Raw genomic sequence first — 17,644 nt, forward strand, 5'->3', positions numbered from 1 at the left:
GGGCTACAGGTGGCATCGGGAGCAAGCCCGCTCCTACAAGGTCCTATTAGAACCCTGTAGGAACTGACAATCAGATCAATCGTCGCTGGCGGTAATCGTCGGCATCGCTTGCGAAGTCGCTTCGCTCAGAACGATGCGAGCACCCACGTGGCGAGCCAGTTCCTGATAGATCAGAGCGATCGGGCTCTCCGGATCGGCGATGGCCGTTGGCTTGCCACGGTCGGCCTGTTCGCGAATGTCCATGGACAACGGCAGCGACGCCAGCACTTCAACACCGTACTGAGTCGCCAGCTTCTCGCCACCACCCTCACCAAACAAATGCTCGGCATGACCGCAATTAGAGCAAATATGCACAGCCATATTTTCCACTACGCCCAATACCGGAATGTTCACCTTGCGGAACATCTCGACACCTTTGCGCGCGTCCAGCAACGCCAGATCCTGCGGCGTGGTCACAATGACCGACCCCGTCACCGGAACTTTCTGCGCCAGCGTCAGCTGAATGTCACCCGTGCCGGGAGGCATATCGATAACCAGATAGTCCAGATCATTCCAGGCCGTCTGCGTCACTAATTGCAACAGTGCACCGGACACCATCGGGCCACGCCACACCATCGGGGTGTTGTCGTCGGTCAGAAATGCCATGGACATCACTTCAACACCGTGAGCTTCAATGGGCACAAACCACTTTTGATCACGAATCTGAGGGCGCGTGCCTTCTGGGATACCAAACATCACACCCTGACTCGGCCCGTAGATATCTGCATCCAGTATCCCGACCCGGGCCCCTTCACGCGCCAATGCCAACGCCAGGTTGGCGGCTGTGGTCGATTTTCCTACTCCGCCTTTGCCGGAAGCGACAGCCACAATGTTCTTCACATTGGCCAGGCCGGGAATCTGTGCTTGCGCCTTATGCGCGGCAATCACACAGCTAACCTCGACCTTGGCAGAGGAAACACCGTCAAGATTGCTGATGGCCATTTGCAGCATTTGCGCCCAACCGTTCTTGAACAGGCCTGCGGCATAGCCCAGCTCAAGCTGAACACTGACGTGCTCGCCCTGAACCTCGATGTTGCGCACGCAGCCCGCACTGACGGGGTCCTGATTCAAATAAGGGTCGGTGTATTGGCGAAGGACGGCTTCCACCGCCGCGCGATTCACTGCGCTCATGGGCAACTCCCGAAAGACTGAGTAAAAACAGGCCGCTATCGTACCTGTAAAAAAGCACCCTAAACACAATCTAAAACACCGTAATCACCCAGATAGTCGCCCACGGGGTGAAATAAATTGCCCGGCGCTTTATAGTGGCCGACCACCGTCTCATCAAGTAGCCGAGCCCCATGTCCGAGCCACGCAAGATCCTCGTCACCAGCGCCCTGCCCTATGCCAATGGTTCAATCCATCTTGGCCATATGCTTGAGTACATCCAGACCGATATGTGGGTGCGCTTCCAGAAGCATCGCGGTAATCAATGCACCTATGTCTGCGCAGACGACGCCCACGGCTCGGCAATCATGTTGCGAGCCGAGAAAGAAGGCATCACCCCCGAGCAACTGATCGCCAACGTGCAGGCTGAACATAGCGCCGACTTTGCAGAGTTCCTCGTCGACTTCGATAATTTCCATTCGACCCACGCCGAAGAAAACCGTGAGCTGTCGAGTGCGATTTACATCAAATTGCGTGAGGCTGGCCATATCGCCACCCGTTCGATCACCCAGTATTTCGACCCGGAAAAGAAAATGTTCCTGGCCGATCGCTTCATCAAGGGCACTTGCCCGAAATGCGGCGCGGAAGATCAGTACGGCGACAACTGTGAAAAATGTGGTGCCACCTATGCCCCGACTGACCTGAAAAATCCCAAGTCAGCGATTTCGGGTGCCACGCCAGTCCTTAAAGACTCCGAACACTTCTTCTTCAAGCTGCCTGACTTCGACGCCATGCTGAAAAGCTGGACCCGCAGCGGCGCTTTGCAAGATGCCGTGGCCAACAAGATCGCCGAATGGCTTGATGCAGGCTTGCAGCAGTGGGATATTTCCCGCGATGCACCCTACTTCGGCTTCGAGATCCCGGACGCGCCTGGCAAGTATTTCTATGTCTGGCTAGACGCTCCGATCGGCTACATGGCCAGCTTCAAAAACCTCTGCGCCCGCCGTCCGGAGCTGGACTTCGACGCCTACTGGGCCAAGGATTCCACCGCCGAGCTGTACCATTTCATCGGCAAAGACATCGTAAACTTCCACGCGCTGTTCTGGCCCGCCATGCTTGAAGGCGCAGGCTATCGCAAGCCAACTGCAATCAACGTGCACGGCTACCTGACCGTCAACGGTCAGAAGATGTCCAAATCACGCGGCACCTTCATCAAGGCCCGCACGTATCTGGACCACCTGTCGCCGGAATACCTGCGTTACTACTACGCCTCCAAACTGGGTCGTGGCGTCGATGACCTTGACCTGAACCTTGAAGACTTCGTACAGAAGGTCAACTCGGATCTGGTCGGCAAAGTAGTCAACATTGCCAGTCGTTGTGCAGGCTTCATTCAAAAAGGTAACGCCGGCATCCTGATTGAAGGCAATGCAGCTCCTGAGCTGACCGACGCTTTTCTAGAGGCCGCACCGAGCATTGCCGAAGCCTATGAAGCTCGCGATTTTGCCCGCGCCATGCGTGAAATCATGGGCCTGGCCGATCGCGCCAACGCCTGGATTGCTGACAAGGCACCGTGGGCAATGGCCAAGGTGGAAGGCAAGCAGGATGAAGTTCAAGCCGTGTGCGCGCTGGGCATCAACCTGTTCCGCCAACTCATCATCTTCCTCAAGCCGGTCTTGCCAGTGCTTGCCGCCGATGCAGAAGCCTTCCTGAACGTCGAACCGCTGACGTGGGATGATCACCGCGTCTTGCTGGCCAACCATCAGTTGAATGCATTCAAACCATTGATGACCCGTATTGACCCGGTAAAAGTACAAGCCATGACCGACGCCTCCAAAGAAGACCTGGCAGCCAGCCAGACGGATACTGGCGCTCAACCACCGCAAGGCAACGGCGAGCTGGTTAAAGAGCCGTTGGCAGCTGAAATCGACTTCGATGCTTTTGCCGCTGTCGACCTGCGTGTCGCCTTGATTGTTAAAGCCGAAGCGGTAGAGGGCGCTGACAAATTGCTGCGCCTGACGCTGGATATCGGTGACGAGCAACGCAACGTATTCTCTGGTATCAAAAGCGCTTACCCGAATCCGGCTGAGCTGGAAGGCCGTCTCACCATGATGATTGCCAACTTGAAGCCGCGTAAAATGCGTTTTGGTATTTCAGAGGGCATGGTGATGGCTGCCGGCCCGGGCGGTGAAGAAATTTACCTGCTAAGCCCGGACAGCGGCGCCAAGCCGGGTCAACGAATCAAGTAAAGCTTCAAAATCCGCTAACAGCTCACCAGCTGTTAGCGGACATTCATCCTTTATCTGCTTATGATCTTCCCGCCTGCTCAGTTCTGCTCGTTCGCCTTTACCGACCATGACAGACCTGACATTGATATTTGATCACCCCACCCTAATTAATCACTGCGCACAATGAGTGCCGCCGAGGTGCGACCCACTGTCGCTGGACTGATCACGCCATGAGTCTGATTCAACAAATTGATGCCTTGCTACCGCAAACCCAATGCGGAAAATGCGGACACCCTGGCTGCAAACCGTATGCAAAGGGTATTGCCCAAGGCGAAGCAATCAACAAATGCCCGCCCGGAGGCACCGAAACAATCGCTGCCTTGGCGAATTTGTTGAGCATTCCCGTGATCGCACTGGACACTGAACGCGGTAACGCCCCCGCACAAGTGGCTTACATTCGCGAAGCAGAATGCATTGGTTGCACAAAGTGCATACAAGCTTGCCCGGTCGATGCAATTCTCGGTGCCGCCAAGCTAATGCACACCGTGATTGTGGACGAATGCACAGGATGCGATCTATGTGTCGCCCCCTGCCCGGTGGATTGCATTGAAATGCGGCCACTACCTGCCAATGTCACACCCATTGTCAGCGGCTTTGCTTACGAATCAGAAGACCTGACAGCACGCCTGCAAAAGCGAGCCCACGCTCGCATCCGCCATGAGCACCGTGAGGAGCGCCTTCAACGCGAAGAACAGCACCGACAGGCAGAACGGCTGGCACGCCTCCAGCGCTCGCCTACACCCGCTCAAACCCCTGAACTACTTGCAAGGGAGACAAGTGCCGCTGCGAACCCAAATGAAGCGGCACTGAAAAAGGCCAAGGTGTCGCTCGCAATGGCACGCGCACAACTGAATAAATCACTGAAGGCATTCGGCCACCCGCCAACGGCCTCCCAACAAGCCCAGTTGGTCTCGCTCCAGCAGCAATTTGAATTGGCAGAGCGCGCACTGGCTCGACTGGAAACAGGAGCCGAGATCTCGACACCCGCTCCTGTCGCCAATACTGCAGAACTCAAACGGGCAAAAATACAGCTCGCCATGCGTCGTGCCGACCTCAAAAAGGCCATCGCCCAAGAGCTTTCGAGCCCACAACTGGGGCTGCTGGAGGAAGCAGTAAGGCTGGCAGAATCCACCCTGACTGCTTTGGAGCCAGACAAAATCCAATAGTGCGTTGCACCCAATCAAGCTTTACTCGTTTATCGGACCGCCTCTCCAGGAAACGCTTTATCCATGAATGCCGCCAAGCGCCTTGAAATATTTCGCCGGTTTCACGAAGACAATCCCGAGCCCAAAACTGAGCTGGCCTATTCCTCTGCGTTCGAGCTTTTGATCGCCGTAATTTTGTCTGCTCAAGCCACTGATGTGAGCGTGAACAAGGCAATGGCTAAATTGTTTCCAGTCGCGAATACACCAGAAGCCATCTACGCTCTGGGGGTTGAAGGACTGTCCGAGTACATCAAGACGATTGGCCTGTACAACAGCAAGGCCAAGAACGTGATTGAAACTTGCCGCCTGCTAATTGAAAAGCATGGTGGTCAGGTGCCGCAAACCCGAGAGGAACTGGAAGCACTTCCAGGCGTAGGTCGTAAAACGGCAAACGTCGTGCTCAATACTGCTTTCAGGCAATTAACCATGGCCGTTGACACTCACATCTTCAGAGTGAGCAACCGAACCGGAATCGCACCGGGTAAAAACGTAGTGGAGGTCGAACAGAAGTTAATGAAATTTGTTCCCAAGCCCTACCTGATGGACGCACATCACTGGTTGATCTTGCATGGCCGATACGTCTGCCAGGCAAGAAAACCACGCTGTGGCAGCTGCCGCATTGAGGACCTGTGTGATTACAAGGACAAAACCTCTGACGATTGAGTGATAGTCATTTTATGGGTTGATCGATTGAGAAAATCTTTTTTACGCTTGAAGCGATTATCGCTATAAGAGGCGCCATTACACGTCTTAGCCTGGAGTGAACTGAATGAGCACTGGCAAAGAAGAACTGGAAGTAGAAGAAGATTTTCCTGTCGTAGACCAGGATGAGGTTGTGGAACCCCCTGCGGAAGTCGCTAAAACCAACCTGGCAAAGCGCCGCACTATTGATGCGCTTTTGGCTGAAAAGCGTCTTCAGAAAGAGCTGGAAGATTACCCTTACGATCTATGAGCTTAAGAAAAAATCAAAAGCCTCCTGAAGCGGAGGCTTTTTGTGTTCAGCAAGGCAGAAGAATCCAGGCTTCAAGCCTGACTCTAATCAGACCAACCCATTACGCTGTGCAAGCTCAATGAGATCAACCAGCGAACGGGCATTAAGCTTCAATAAAAGGCGCGTTTTGTAGGTGCTGACGGTTTTGTTACTCAGAAACATTCCGTCTGCTATTTCTTTATTACTTTTACCTCTGGCCAACTGTTGTAGAACCATCATTTCCCGCCCTGAGAGGCGATTCACCATATCCGCTTCACTCGCATTGCCTAAACTTGAACGAACTGAGTGCAACGCTTGATTTGGAAAATAACTATATCCCGATAGCACAGCCTTAATTGCACTCAACAGTTCAGTTAAGTCCTGCTGTTTGCAAACATAGCCAGCGGCCCCTGCTTGCATGCAGCGCATGGAAAAATGACCCGGCGCCTGAGACGTCAACACCAACACCTTAATAGGCACAACTGGTGTTGACAGGCGCGCAATGACTTCAAGCCCGTCAAGTTTCGGAATTCCAATATCCAAAATTACAATATCAGGCGCGTGTTCGCGCGCGAGTTGTAATGCATCTACTCCATTATCCGTCTCTGCAACAACTTCGTAGCCATGTCGTTCCATAAGCATGCGTACAGCAAGACGAATGACAGGATGATCATCCACGATCAGCACTTTATTCATGGGTAATTCCAATTTTTTCGCTGTTCGAATTTTAGAGCCAGCACAATAGCCTAGTCACAACACCCTGGGCATAGCACTCCCCCCCAAGCACCAACAGCCAAAGACATTTCCTACGGACAATCAAGATTTGCCCTACAAAAAAATCACTCATAAATATTAAGCTCTTGCTACATCCTCTCGCAAAATGCTCAGCGTGCGAGCTCCCTATATGCAGGTCCATCTTCATATTTAAAAAGAAAATTCTAATGATGAGCGGTCTCCTCCTTATACCACTAACCGGAAATGCCCTGACTTGATTCCATCTGGTTTTATCCTTTTACAAATCTGCCTTCGTCATTAAAAACCAAATACGATATTCAAACAATAGCTCATCAACGTATCCATTCAACCTTAACCCTCCTTATTTTCTGATTAACACAGGATAAACAACACGACAAAAACAGCACAGGACAATTAAAAATCCGCCTACGAAAAAACCAATACAGAACACAACCAAGGCGATACTTTACCTTGGTAAAAATATGCTCACGCATCGAACTCCAGCGTTTCCAGCCCTCCCTGAAACGTCACCAACAACGTAGACAAAAAATGCTTCGCACGTTGAACATAAATACCTGCCACGCAGCACCTTTAACACTAACGCTCTAAAAACCCTAGCCTATTTTGTTATAAGAAATATTACCAAACCAAACATAAAGATTAGGACTACAAGCAAATCAGAAAACACTTAATAACAAATACCTAGAGCGCACAACCCTATCACCTCGCCTACAAACCGGAAGAAATACCTCTCAAGTTTTACTCAAAGATTTACCCTACTTAAAAAGTCAAAATAACCCACCTATCGAAACACCCATCCAAACTCCGATAAAAAACACCCCCCTACTTAGCACATGATCGATCTGCATGATTTTTCCTTCAGTAAATAATCCACATCCCACTGAAACCCGAGCATCTATTTCCCTGTCTTGGCGCTACCCTTCAAATATTATCACCCACCGCTCATGCCTATTACGCACCTCAATTACTCACCGGCCACACTATTAAATGCAGGTTTTAAAATGATTAAACGCCCCATAAAAATAAACAACCCCCTTACGGTAATCGCCATTTTCTCAATGTTAACGGAGACTTCGGCAGCCGTTTCCCTTCCTTACATTGACAGTGAAAACCAGCATATATATGTCTGGTTTTTGATTATATTCCCCTCCGTCTTGATTACTTTTTTCTTTCTCACCCTGAACTTCAACAGCAAGACACTGTACACGCCCAGGGAACACACTAAAGAAAGCCATCGAGCTGATCGCTGCGCTGAAGTGTGCCTGCACAACACCGATCAAGCTCCGGCACAGCAACAGGCCCCTCATCGGGAGCGCTCATCACTCTTACTGTCCAAAGCCGATAACAAACCCGGCGCGTTTCACCCTCAGCGCTTCACCTTTTTGCCACAAGGGCACAGGGATTACGACCCTGGCTCAAGCCCTGAAGCTGTTTCAACCAAGACGTCGCTCGTTTCTTCAGCAGACCATCATCTGTTGTTAGAAGGCACTGAGTTCAGCCATTTACACGTGATTGACATCAGTCACTCTGCTTTACAGCTGTCGCCCAAACATACCCTCACTGACATATTGAATACCTACAAGAAGAGAACACGAACACACAGCACCCATATTCAAAAAAATGACATGCTGCTCTTGCTGACCACCCCGCAGTCAGAACCACAACTGCACCTTCAAAAACGCTCTCTGATGGGTTTCAAAACTCCCTCTGCATTCGCAGATTCAACGATCATTACTTACAACATTGAAACCCGGCAGTTGAATATTTTGTGCCCTGCCTGATGATGAATAACTGTCCAGAACCGTTTATCAAACAAAAAAAAGCCCTGGTCATGGACCAGGGCTTTTGCACAACCAAAGAAATCAGAAGAACGAGCGACCTTTGTTGGCAGCAATACGCATGCGCAAAGCATTCAACTTGATAAAGCCGGCTGCGTCTTCCTGATTATAGGCACCGCCATCTTCTTCGAAGGTGGCAATATTGGCATCGAACAGTGAGTCGTCAGACTTGCGACCGGTAACGATTACATTACCTTTGTACAGCTTGAGGCGAACAACACCGTTAACGTGAGCCTGCGACGCATCAATCATTTGTTGCAACATCAAGCGCTCAGGGCTCCACCAGTAGCCGGTGTAGATCAGGCTGGCGTACTTGGGCATCAACTCATCTTTCAAGTGAGCCACTTCACGGTCCAGCGTTATCGACTCAATGGCACGGTGAGCACGCAGCATGATGGTGCCGCCAGGCGTTTCGTAACAGCCACGGGATTTCATACCCACATAGCGGTTCTCAACGATGTCTAGACGGCCAATGCCATTCTCGCCACCAATACGGTTCAATGTCGCCAAAACCGTCGCAGGGGTCATTTCAACGCCGTCCAGCGCCACAATATCGCCATTGCGATACGTCAGCTCCAGATAGGTCGGCGTATTAGGCGCGTCCTCTGGCGACTTGGTCCAACGCCACATATCTTCTTCGTGCTCGGTCCAGGTATCTTCCAGCACGCCGCCTTCATAGGAGATGTGAAGCAAGTTTGCGTCCATCGAGTACGGGGACTTCTTCTTGCCGTGACGCTCGATAGGGATGTTGTGCTTTTCAGCGTAATCCATGAGCTTTTCACGAGACAGCAAATCCCACTCGCGCCAAGGAGCAATAACTTTTACGCCCGGCTTAAGTGCGTAAGCACCCAGCTCGAAACGGACTTGGTCGTTACCTTTGCCCGTCGCGCCATGGGAGATGGCATCAGCCCCTGTTTCGTTGGCGATTTCGATCAGACGCTTGGCAATCAGAGGACGCGCGATGGAGGTACCCAGCAGGTACTCACCTTCATAAACGGTGTTGGCGCGGAACATCGGGAACACGAAGTCTCGAACAAACTCTTCACGCAGGTCGTCAATGTAGATTTCCTTGACGCCCATGGCGAGCGCCTTGGCGCGTGCAGGTTCAACCTCTTCACCCTGACCCAGGTCAGCGGTAAAGGTTACGACTTCACAGTTATAAGTATCCTGCAGCCACTTGAGGATCACCGAAGTGTCCAGGCCGCCCGAATAAGCCAGAACGACCTTGTTTACGTCCGCCATGCCATCACTCCACGGGTTGTTCGAAAAGCCGAACAGTCTACCGCCCACGTGCGCTAATTTACAGAGGGGCGACACCTTAAGACGACAAAGCGACAGTAAGTTTCAACAAGGCGACGAGAAATGTTCTCAAGTAAGGCTCGCGGGGTTACTGACAGCCGTTTGCGGAACGGCCTTGCCTGACGTGCCCGTACGCTCCAATCGTACGATGACCCGGCGGTTTTTTGCGCGGTTAGCCGCACTGGTGTTAGGCACCAAAGGGTACTGTTCGCCATGAAAACGCAAGCTGATCTGTGATTCGTCGAATCCATGGGCCTTGAAAAAGTCCATGACTGCCAATGCCCGTCGCCGTGACAGTTCACGATTGGTTAAGCGATTGCCACTGTTATCTGAATAGCCGTCAAGGATGATGCGATTGACCGTGGGATCTACCTTTAAATACTCGATGATCACATTAAGGCTTCTCAGCGCCGAGGCATCAAGCTCAATGGCGGCCCCCGGAAAAGCAATTCGACTTTGCTGAACCTGTTCGAAATTTTTGGGCAGCAGCTTTGTGGTGCAAGCCTGGAAATCACCATAGGCCTGGCGAAATCTGACGGGGAGTAATCGTACCTCTGACACACCACTGGTCGCCGAGTAATGCCTCACCACTGGACTGCGCCCCTCCAGCAAACCACGAAACAAGCGCCCGGCCTGAACCTGAGAGCTGTTGAACAGCACGTGCCCACGCCCAATACGCACTGAGCCGAGGTTAATGTCCCCGCGACCCGGCTGCCACGGTGCCGCTGCTGCCAACAAAGTTGCAGAGCCTTCCCCCAGCACTGAGTTAGAGCTGTTAAGCCGAAATACGGCTTGCTCACCTGCCCGACGGACAAAAGCCCCAGAGCCAAAATCGGTGATTGGCTGGATCAGACGACACTCAAACTTGTCCCCTTCTACTTTCCACTCAATACTCTCCAGTCGCGTCTGGAAAGTCATCGCCATGGCAGGCAGGCAGGTGAACAGGGTCAGCAGGAATAAATAACACTGGCGCACGGCAAGCTCCACAGGCTTGAAAAGCAAAAAATCAGGCCATTGGTTTACGGCAGACCTTTTTTATATCGGTTAGCAGCTACAAAACTTGATAGCGAGTGCCTGAAAGTGTCTTTTCCGGTAGCATTCGCTTCAGTTTGACCCGCCTGGAATCCCCAATGTCTGACCGCCTGACCCTGCTGCGTCCCGACGACTGGCATATACATCTTCGCGATGGTGCTGTGTTGCCCCACACTGTCGCGGATGTTGCGCGTACTTTTGGCCGCGCCATCATCATGCCTAACCTGGTACCGCCGGTGCGTAATGCTGCCGAAGCCGATGCCTATCGCCAGCGCATTCTGGCTGCCCGCCCTGCCGGCAGCCGTTTCGAACCGCTGATGGTGCTTTACCTGACTGACCGCACACAGCCAGAAGATATTCGTACGGCCAAGGCCAGCGGTTTCGTCCATGCAGCCAAGCTTTACCCGGCTGGCGCTACGACAAACTCCGACTCTGGCGTGACCAGTATCGATGCGATCTTCCCGGTTCTGGAAGTCATGGCCGAAGTGGGCATGCCTCTGCTGATTCACGGCGAAGTGACTCGCTCCGACGTAGACGTCTTCGATCGCGAGAAAATATTCATCGATGAGCATATGCGTCGAGTTGTTGAGCGCTTCCCTACACTCAAGGTAGTGTTTGAGCACATCACAACTGCTGACGCCGTGCAGTTCGTCAATGAGGCTTCGGCCAACGTCGGCGCAACCATCACTGCCCATCACCTGCTTTACAACCGCAATCACATGCTGGTGGGCGGTATTCGCCCGCACTTCTATTGCTTGCCGATTCTCAAGCGCAACACTCATCAGGAAGCGTTGCTGGATGCAGCCACCCGTGGCAGCGAAAAATTCTTCCTGGGCACAGACTCTGCGCCGCATGCTCAACACGCCAAAGAAGCTGCGTGTGGATGTGCCGGTTGCTACACCGCTTACGCGGCAATTGAAATGTATGCCGAGGCCTTTGAACAGCGTAATGCGCTGGACAAACTGGAGGCGTTTGCCAGCCTCAACGGTCCTCGTTTCTACGGACTGCCTGCCAGCACCGAACATATCACTCTGGTTCGCCAGGAGTGGACCGCACCTACAAGCCTGCCATTTGGCGAGCTGAACGTAATTCCGCTGCGCGCCGGTGAAAAACTGCGCTGGCGCCTGCTGGAGGAAACACTGTGAGCGACGACCATTATGATGACGAACACGAAGGCGGTCATGGCGGCCCACGCCACCCGATGGCCGAGCGCTTTCGCGGCTACCTGCCTGTCGTAATCGACGTTGAGACTGGCGGTTTCAATTGCGCCACCGATGCCCTGCTGGAAATCGCAGCCGTGACGATCGGCATGGATGAAAAAGGCTTCGTGTTCCCGGAGCACACTTATTTTCACCGTGTTGAACCGTTTGAAGGCGCCAATATCGAAGCAGCGGCTCTGGAATTCACCGGCATCAAGCTTGATCACCCGCTGCGTATGGCCGTTAGCGAAGAAACTGCGCTGACCGACATCTTCCGTGGCGTGCGCAAAGCGCTGAAAGCCAATGGCTGCAAACGTGCCATTCTGGTGGGGCACAACAGCAGCTTCGATTTGGGCTTCCTGAACGCTGCGGTTGCGCGTCTGGACATGAAACGCAATCCGTTTCACCCATTCTCAAGCTTTGACACCGCAACGCTGGCAGGTCTGGCGTATGGCCAGACGGTATTGGCCAAGGCCTGCCAAACGGCCGACATCGACTTCGATGGCCGCGAGGCGCACTCAGCACGCTACGACACTGAAAAAACCGCTGAGTTGTTCTGCGGCATCGTTAACCGCTGGAAACAAATGGGCGGTTGGAAAGATTTCAACGACTGAGTCTGTTGATCAGGCTGAAATCCAGGCATAAAAAAACCGGACATTAAGTCCGGTTTTTTTTTGCTTCGACGAACGCTTACAGCTTGCCAGCATTCTCAGTCAGGTAAGCCGCTACACCTTCAGTGGAAGCGGTCATGCCCTTGTCACCTTTTTTCCAGTTGGCAGGGCACACTTCGCCGTGCTCTTCGTGGAATTGCAGCGCGTCAACCAGACGCAGCAACTCGTCCATGTTGCGACCCAACGGCAGATCGTTAACGATTTGCGAGCGAACAACGCCCTTGTCATCGATCAAGAAGGCGCCGCGCAATGCAACACCGCCTTCAGTTTCAACGTCATATGCCTTGCAGATAGCGTGGTTGATGTCGGCCGCCATGGTGTATTTAACCTGACCGATACCACCATTGTTCACCGGCGTATTGCGCCATGCGTTGTGTGTGAAATGGGAGTCGATCGACACGGCAACCACTTCAACGTTACGCGCTTGAAACTCAGGAATGCGGTGATCCAGAGCGATCAGCTCGGATGGGCATACAAACGTGAAGTCCAATGGATAGAAAAACACCAGGCCATATTTGCCTTTGATGGCGGTGGACAACGAGAAGCTGTCTACGATTTCGCCATTGCCGAGTACGGCTGCGACGGTGAAGTCAGGCGCTTGCTTGCCTACGAGTACGCTCATTGGTTATCTCCTGGTGCGACGTGAAAAACGAAACCGAGCAAAAAAGTTGTGGGAAAACAACAATCTAAAACCAGATCCCGCGTAAAAAAGACCCGGCATCATACACCGCTCGTCGCCCTCCAGCCTTAAGCCTTTTTAAAGCCCATAACGAGACGATTCGAACCGTTCGTCAGCATGTAGGAAATCAGCCTCAATCAAGACCTAATGCACTTTGACAATCATTCTCGTTAACATTAAGATCTTCGTCATTGAATCCCAACCAGCGATGGTTCTTATTTATGTACGTTTGCATCTGCACTGGCGTCACTGATGGCAAAATCCGCGACGCAATCTATGACGGTTGCTGCAGTTACCGAGAAGTACGCGAAGCGACAGGCGTTGCCAGCCAATGCGGTAAATGTGCGTGCTTAGCCAAGCAAGTTGTACGTGAAACCCTCACCTCGCTGCAAGCCAGTCAGGCAACATTGGGTTTTCCAGCAGAATTTTCAGCGGCCTGAACAACAGATTTTGAAGAACCGGACTTAGTGTCCGGTTTTTTTATGCCCTGAATTCAAGTGCTTACGCCCAAGACGCGGAACACAAACATTCTTATTCCGATTAATTTTCATTTATTATTCAAATACTTAGGTTTGACAGTCTTCTATGTGCGGCTCAAACTCTGCCTTATACACGGTTAATTAAGGCAGGCCCCAGCCATGAAAGGCGATATCTCAGTCATCCAGCATCTCAATAAAATTCTCGGCAATGAGCTGGTTGCGATCAACCAATACTTCCTGCATGCACGCATGTATCAGGATTGGGGCCTGGAAAAGTTGGGTGCACACGAGTACCACGAATCCATCGATGAGATGAAACACGCGGACAAACTCATCAAGCGCATCCTGTTTCTTGAGGGCCTGCCTAACGTACAAAACCTCGGCAAGCTGCACATTGGTGAGCACACCAAGGAAATGCTGGAGTGTGACCTGCGCATCGAAAAGACGGGTCACGCCGACCTCAAAGCCGCGATCGCACACTGTGAAGTTGTGGGTGACTTCGGTAGCCGCGAACTTCTGGAAGATATTCTTGAGTCTGAAGAAGAACATATCGACTGGCTGGAAACACAATTAGGCCTGATCGACAAAATAGGTATCGAGAATTACCTGCAGTCGCAAATGGGCGAGTAACGCGCCCACTAAAAAGCCCCGCTCTGTTTAATCAGAAGCGGGGCTTTTTTATGCACGGTTACTTAGTCAAACGTAACCGTGCAACTGAAGTCAGGCTTCAGTCTTGGTCGCAGCTGCTTTCTCAACAGCGTCCTTGATCAACGCCTGCAAAGAACCATCTGCTGCCATCTCGGCCATGATATCGCTACCACCGACCAACTCACCACCGACCCACAGCTGTGGGAAAGTTGGCCAGTTTGCGTACTTCGGCAAGTTGGCGCGAATTTCAGGGTTCTGCAAGATGTCCACGTAGGCGAACTTCTCACCACAGGCCATGACCGCTTGAGCTGCTTTAGCCGAAAAGCCGCACTGCGGGGCATTCGGGGAGCCTTTCATGTAGAGCAGAATGGTGTTGTTGGCAATCTGATCTTTAATAGTTTCGATGATATCCATGGAGCACCTCGGCTGAACTTTCCGACTCAGTTGTCGGCACGGTGGCGCATTGTAACGGAAACCCGAGCCTGACGCTCGGTCTCCCCGACAGACAATAGTCTGCCCCCCAGCCCCTAAGAATTGCCAAGCAGTACAGGGCCAGTGTACAAATGTGCAGCTGAGGAGAGGCGAACCACACAACCGTGCTGCAAGCCATGCGCCCGTACAGCTCACGTCTCGCCCCCTCTAAATGTGACCCTTATTGGCAAGACGCGACATTTCCTTATAAGATCGCGCCTTCCCCTATTTCGTCGCCACGTGCGGCTTTCGCCGCAGGTCTCGCCCGTTTTTCCGAAAAACCCGGCTCTGAGCATCTGCGGTCGTTGCAAAAAAGGTAGTTAATGATGAGCGCAAGGCACTTTCTCTCCCTGATGGATTGCACGCCCGAAGAACTACTCAGCGTGATTCGTCGCGGTATCGAGTTGAAGGACCTGCGCCAGCGCGGCGTGCTTTTCGAACCGTTGAAAAATCGCGTGCTGGGTATGATTTTCGAAAAGTCATCAACCCGTACACGACTGTCGTTCGAAGCTGGAATGATCCAGCTCGGTGGCCAGGCCATATTCCTGTCCCCGCGTGACACCCAACTGGGTCGCGGCGAACCGATTGGCGACTGCGCAATCGTTATGTCGCGCATGCTCGACGCAGTCATGATCCGCACCTTTGCTCACAGCACGCTGACCGAGTTCGCCGCAAATTCCCGCGTGCCGGTCATCAACGGCCTGTCGGACGACTTGCATCCGTGCCAACTGCTGGCTGACATGCAGACCTTTCTGGAGCATCGCGGCTCGATCAAAGGCAAAACCGTTGCCTGGATTGGCGACGGCAACAACATGTGCAACAGCTATATAGAGGCGGCCATCCAGTTTGACTTCAAGCTGCGCGTTGCCTGCCCGCAAGGCTATGAGCCTAATCCTGAGTTCGTTGCCCAAGCCGGCGATCGTGTGACTATCGTGCGTGACCCGCGTGAGGCGGTCATTGGCGCCCATCTGGTGAGCACAGACGTCTGGACGTCTATGGGCCAGGAAGAAGAAACAGCCAAGCGTTTGAAGCTATTTGCGCCCTATCAGGTTAACCGCGCCCTGCTCGACCTGGCAGCAGAAGACGTGCTGTTCATGCATTGCCTGCCAGCCCATCGCGGTGAAGAAATCAGTGTTGACCTGCTGGACGACACACGCTCGGTCGCGTGGGATCAAGCGGAAAACCGCCTGCATGCGCAAAAAGCCCTTCTCGAGTTCTTGGTCCAACCGGCGTACAAACCCGCATGAGCCAGCCGTTATTGCTTAACCTGCGAGATCTGGCGTGCGGGTACCAAGGCCAGAGCGTGGTGCAGAACCTTAACCTGCACCTCAATGCTGGCGACATTGGCTGCCTGCTGGGCTCTTCCGGATGCGGTAAAACTACCACGCTGCGGGCGATCGCCGGGTTTGAGCCGGTTCATCAGGGCGAAATCCAGCTCGCCGGAGAGGTCATCTCCAGGGCCGGTTTCACACTGGCGCCCGAGAAACGTCGAATCGGCATGGTGTTTCAGGACTACGCACTCTTCCCGCACCTCAGCGTGGCTGACAACATCGCCTTCGGCATACGCAAGCACCCCGAAAAAGAGCGTATCACCCAAGAGCTGCTGGAACTGGTCAACCTGAAGAACCTTGGCAAGCGCTTCCCCCATGAACTGTCGGGCGGGCAACAACAACGTGTTGCGCTGGCCCGTGCTCTGGCGCCGGAACCGCAATTGCTCTTGCTGGACGAACCGTTCTCCAACCTCGACGGCGAGCTGCGTCGCAAACTTAGTCATGAAGTACGCGATATCCTCAAGGCGCGCGGCACCAGTGCGATTCTGGTGACACACGACCAGGAAGAAGCTTTCGCTGTGAGCGACCACGTCGGCGTCTTCAAAGAGGGTCGCCTTGAGCAATGGGATACGCCCTACAACCTGTATCACGAGCCAAAGACTCCGTTTGTAGCGAGTTTTATCGGCCAGGGCTATTTCATTCGCGGACAGCTGTTGAGCCCCGAATCTGTGCAAACAGAGCTGGGCGTGCTGCGCGGTGATCGAGCTTACAACTGGCCTGTGGGTGGCGCGGTCGATGTATTACTGCGCCCGGACGATATCGTCTATGCCCCCGACAGTGAGCTAAAAGCCCGCATAGTCGGCAAAACCTTCCTCGGCGCCTCGACGCTCTACCGCTTGCAATTGCCCACCGGCAGCCAACTTGAATCTATTTTCCCAAGCCATGCCGATCACTTGCCAGGCACAGACGTGGGGATTCGGGTCGCGGCCGAGCACCTGGTCATGTTTCAAACCAGCGGTAGTACGGCAGCACAGATCGCTCACACTGAATCAGGTGTAAGACGTTTCAGTACCGCCAGTTAAGTGTTACAGCTTTAAATACGCCCTATACCCGCAAACTTGGCCTGCGTGTGCTCAGCCAGCACCGCAGGCGCTAGCTCCACTTCAAGTCCACGCCGTCCGGCACTGACAAAAATCGTCTCAAACCCTTGGGCACTTTCATCAATAAACGTGCGCAGGCGCTTTTTTTGACCCAGTGGACTAATCCCGCCTAGCAAATAGCCAGTAGCCCGTTGAGCGGCAGCAGGGTCGGCCATTTCGACTTTTTTGACACTTGCCGCATGAGCTAGCGCTTTTAAATCAAGCGTTCCGACGACCGGTACTACAGCGACTAACAATTCACCTTTTTCACTGCTGGCCAATAACGTCTTGAAGACCCGGGCCGGTTCAAGATTCAGCTTCTCTGCAGCTTCCAGGCCGTAAGACGCAGCTTTGGGATCATGCTCATAGCTGTGTATCCGATGTTCGGCACGAACTTTTTTCAGCAGGTCCAGTGCAGGTGTCATGGCAGCTCCTGTGTTGTGTTGGATATAAGCATCAGGTAAGCGAATTTTAGGATTTAGATGAGCAAACAGGCGTTAAACAGGCCTTTGAAACTCACTTGAAGTGGTAAATTACAGGCTTTCCCCTACAAAAA

At 52.9% G+C, this 17,644-nt stretch carries 18 protein-coding genes; 11 read left to right on the forward strand and 7 right to left on the reverse strand.

Going from position 1 to position 17,644, the window contains the following annotated elements:
• Positions 1 to 75: 75 nt before the first annotated feature.
• On the reverse strand, positions 76 to 1,170 hold the full coding sequence (apbC, locus tag FJD38_RS04520; RefSeq protein ID WP_122784767.1) for an iron-sulfur cluster carrier protein ApbC: 1,095 nt from the start codon (positions 1,168 to 1,170) through the stop codon (positions 76 to 78).
• Between the two features lie 170 nt (positions 1,171 to 1,340).
• On the opposite strand from apbC, the gene metG reads away from it, so the two are divergent.
• From metG to FJD38_RS04540, 4 genes are all read left to right on the forward strand, one after another.
• On the forward strand, positions 1,341 to 3,392 hold the full coding sequence (metG, locus tag FJD38_RS04525; RefSeq protein WP_146384089.1) for a methionine--tRNA ligase: 2,052 nt from the start codon (positions 1,341 to 1,343) through the stop codon (positions 3,390 to 3,392).
• Positions 3,393 to 3,601: 209 nt separating this feature from the next.
• Positions 3,602 to 4,597 carry an electron transport complex subunit RsxB gene (gene rsxB / locus FJD38_RS04530; RefSeq protein ID WP_146384091.1) on the forward strand — a complete coding sequence of 332 codons (996 nt, stop codon included), beginning with the start codon at positions 3,602 to 3,604 and terminating at the stop codon, positions 4,595 to 4,597.
• A gap of 63 nt (positions 4,598 to 4,660) precedes the next feature.
• Positions 4,661 to 5,299 carry an endonuclease III gene (nth, locus tag FJD38_RS04535; RefSeq protein WP_122784770.1) on the forward strand — a complete coding sequence of 213 codons (639 nt, stop codon included), beginning with the start codon at positions 4,661 to 4,663 and terminating at the stop codon, positions 5,297 to 5,299.
• A 106-nt stretch (positions 5,300 to 5,405) separates the two neighbouring features.
• Positions 5,406 to 5,588, forward strand: a complete 183-nt coding sequence (locus FJD38_RS04540; RefSeq protein ID WP_122784771.1) for a PA3496 family putative envelope integrity protein — start codon at positions 5,406 to 5,408, stop codon at positions 5,586 to 5,588.
• Positions 5,589 to 5,675: 87 nt separating this feature from the next.
• On the opposite strand, the gene FJD38_RS04545 is transcribed toward FJD38_RS04540, so the two are convergent.
• Positions 5,676 to 6,302, reverse strand: a complete 627-nt coding sequence (locus tag FJD38_RS04545) for a response regulator transcription factor (protein ID WP_122784772.1) — start codon at positions 6,300 to 6,302, stop codon at positions 5,676 to 5,678.
• 1,061 nt (positions 6,303 to 7,363) lie between these two features.
• On the opposite strand from FJD38_RS04545, the gene FJD38_RS04550 reads away from it, so the two are divergent.
• Positions 7,364 to 8,143, forward strand: a complete 780-nt coding sequence (locus FJD38_RS04550; RefSeq protein ID WP_146384093.1) for a hypothetical protein — start codon at positions 7,364 to 7,366, stop codon at positions 8,141 to 8,143.
• Between the two features lie 81 nt (positions 8,144 to 8,224).
• On the opposite strand, the gene FJD38_RS04555 is transcribed toward FJD38_RS04550, so the two are convergent.
• Positions 8,225 to 9,442: an argininosuccinate synthase gene (locus FJD38_RS04555; RefSeq protein ID WP_122784775.1), complete on the reverse strand. Its 1,218-nt coding sequence runs from the start codon at positions 9,440 to 9,442 to the stop codon at positions 8,225 to 8,227.
• A 126-nt stretch (positions 9,443 to 9,568) separates the two neighbouring features.
• Complete coding sequence (locus FJD38_RS04560; protein ID WP_146384095.1) at positions 9,569 to 10,474, reverse strand: flagellar protein MotY; 906 nt, start codon at positions 10,472 to 10,474, stop codon at positions 9,569 to 9,571.
• Between the two features lie 155 nt (positions 10,475 to 10,629).
• On the opposite strand from FJD38_RS04560, the gene pyrC reads away from it, so the two are divergent.
• Positions 10,630 to 11,676, forward strand: a complete 1,047-nt coding sequence (gene pyrC / locus FJD38_RS04565; RefSeq protein ID WP_146384097.1) for a dihydroorotase — start codon at positions 10,630 to 10,632, stop codon at positions 11,674 to 11,676.
• Entirely contained in the window at positions 11,673 to 12,344 is a 672-nt protein-coding gene (gene rnt, locus FJD38_RS04570; protein WP_146384099.1) for a ribonuclease T, read from the forward strand. Before pyrC ends, rnt begins: the two co-directional genes overlap by 4 nt.
• 76 nt (positions 12,345 to 12,420) lie before the next feature.
• Here rnt and FJD38_RS04575 read toward each other — a convergent pair whose 3' ends face one another.
• Complete coding sequence (locus FJD38_RS04575; RefSeq protein ID WP_019411008.1) at positions 12,421 to 13,023, reverse strand: peroxiredoxin; 603 nt, start codon at positions 13,021 to 13,023, stop codon at positions 12,421 to 12,423.
• Between the two features lie 278 nt (positions 13,024 to 13,301).
• Here FJD38_RS04575 and FJD38_RS04580 point away from each other — a divergent pair, with 278 nt between their 5' ends.
• Together FJD38_RS04580 and bfr are read left to right on the forward strand one after the other, a co-directional pair.
• Complete coding sequence (locus FJD38_RS04580) at positions 13,302 to 13,520, forward strand: bacterioferritin-associated ferredoxin (protein ID WP_122784779.1); 219 nt, start codon at positions 13,302 to 13,304, stop codon at positions 13,518 to 13,520.
• 198 nt (positions 13,521 to 13,718) lie between these two features.
• Positions 13,719 to 14,189: a bacterioferritin gene (gene bfr / locus FJD38_RS04585; RefSeq protein ID WP_146384101.1), complete on the forward strand. Its 471-nt coding sequence runs from the start codon at positions 13,719 to 13,721 to the stop codon at positions 14,187 to 14,189.
• A 90-nt stretch (positions 14,190 to 14,279) separates the two neighbouring features.
• On the opposite strand, the gene grxD is transcribed toward bfr, so the two are convergent.
• On the reverse strand, positions 14,280 to 14,621 hold the full coding sequence (grxD, locus tag FJD38_RS04590) for a Grx4 family monothiol glutaredoxin (RefSeq protein WP_122784781.1): 342 nt from the start codon (positions 14,619 to 14,621) through the stop codon (positions 14,280 to 14,282).
• 383 nt (positions 14,622 to 15,004) lie between these two features.
• Between grxD and argF the strand changes: the two genes are divergently transcribed.
• Together argF and FJD38_RS04600 are read left to right on the forward strand one after the other, a co-directional pair.
• Entirely contained in the window at positions 15,005 to 15,925 is a 921-nt protein-coding gene (argF, locus tag FJD38_RS04595) for an ornithine carbamoyltransferase (RefSeq protein ID WP_122784782.1), read from the forward strand.
• The gene (locus tag FJD38_RS04600; RefSeq protein WP_122784783.1) at positions 15,922 to 17,031 is read left to right on the forward strand and encodes an ABC transporter ATP-binding protein; all 1,110 of its coding nucleotides are present in this window, start codon (positions 15,922 to 15,924) and stop codon (positions 17,029 to 17,031) included. The genes argF and FJD38_RS04600 overlap by 4 nt, the downstream gene beginning before the upstream one ends.
• 11 nt (positions 17,032 to 17,042) lie before the next feature.
• On the opposite strand, the gene ybaK is transcribed toward FJD38_RS04600, so the two are convergent.
• Complete coding sequence (gene ybaK / locus FJD38_RS04605; protein ID WP_146384103.1) at positions 17,043 to 17,513, reverse strand: Cys-tRNA(Pro) deacylase; 471 nt, start codon at positions 17,511 to 17,513, stop codon at positions 17,043 to 17,045.
• Positions 17,514 to 17,644: the final 131 nt, after the last annotated feature.

The organism is Pseudomonas saxonica (genome assembly GCF_007858365.1).
Classification (GTDB): Bacteria; Pseudomonadota; Gammaproteobacteria; order Pseudomonadales; family Pseudomonadaceae; genus Aquipseudomonas; species Aquipseudomonas saxonica.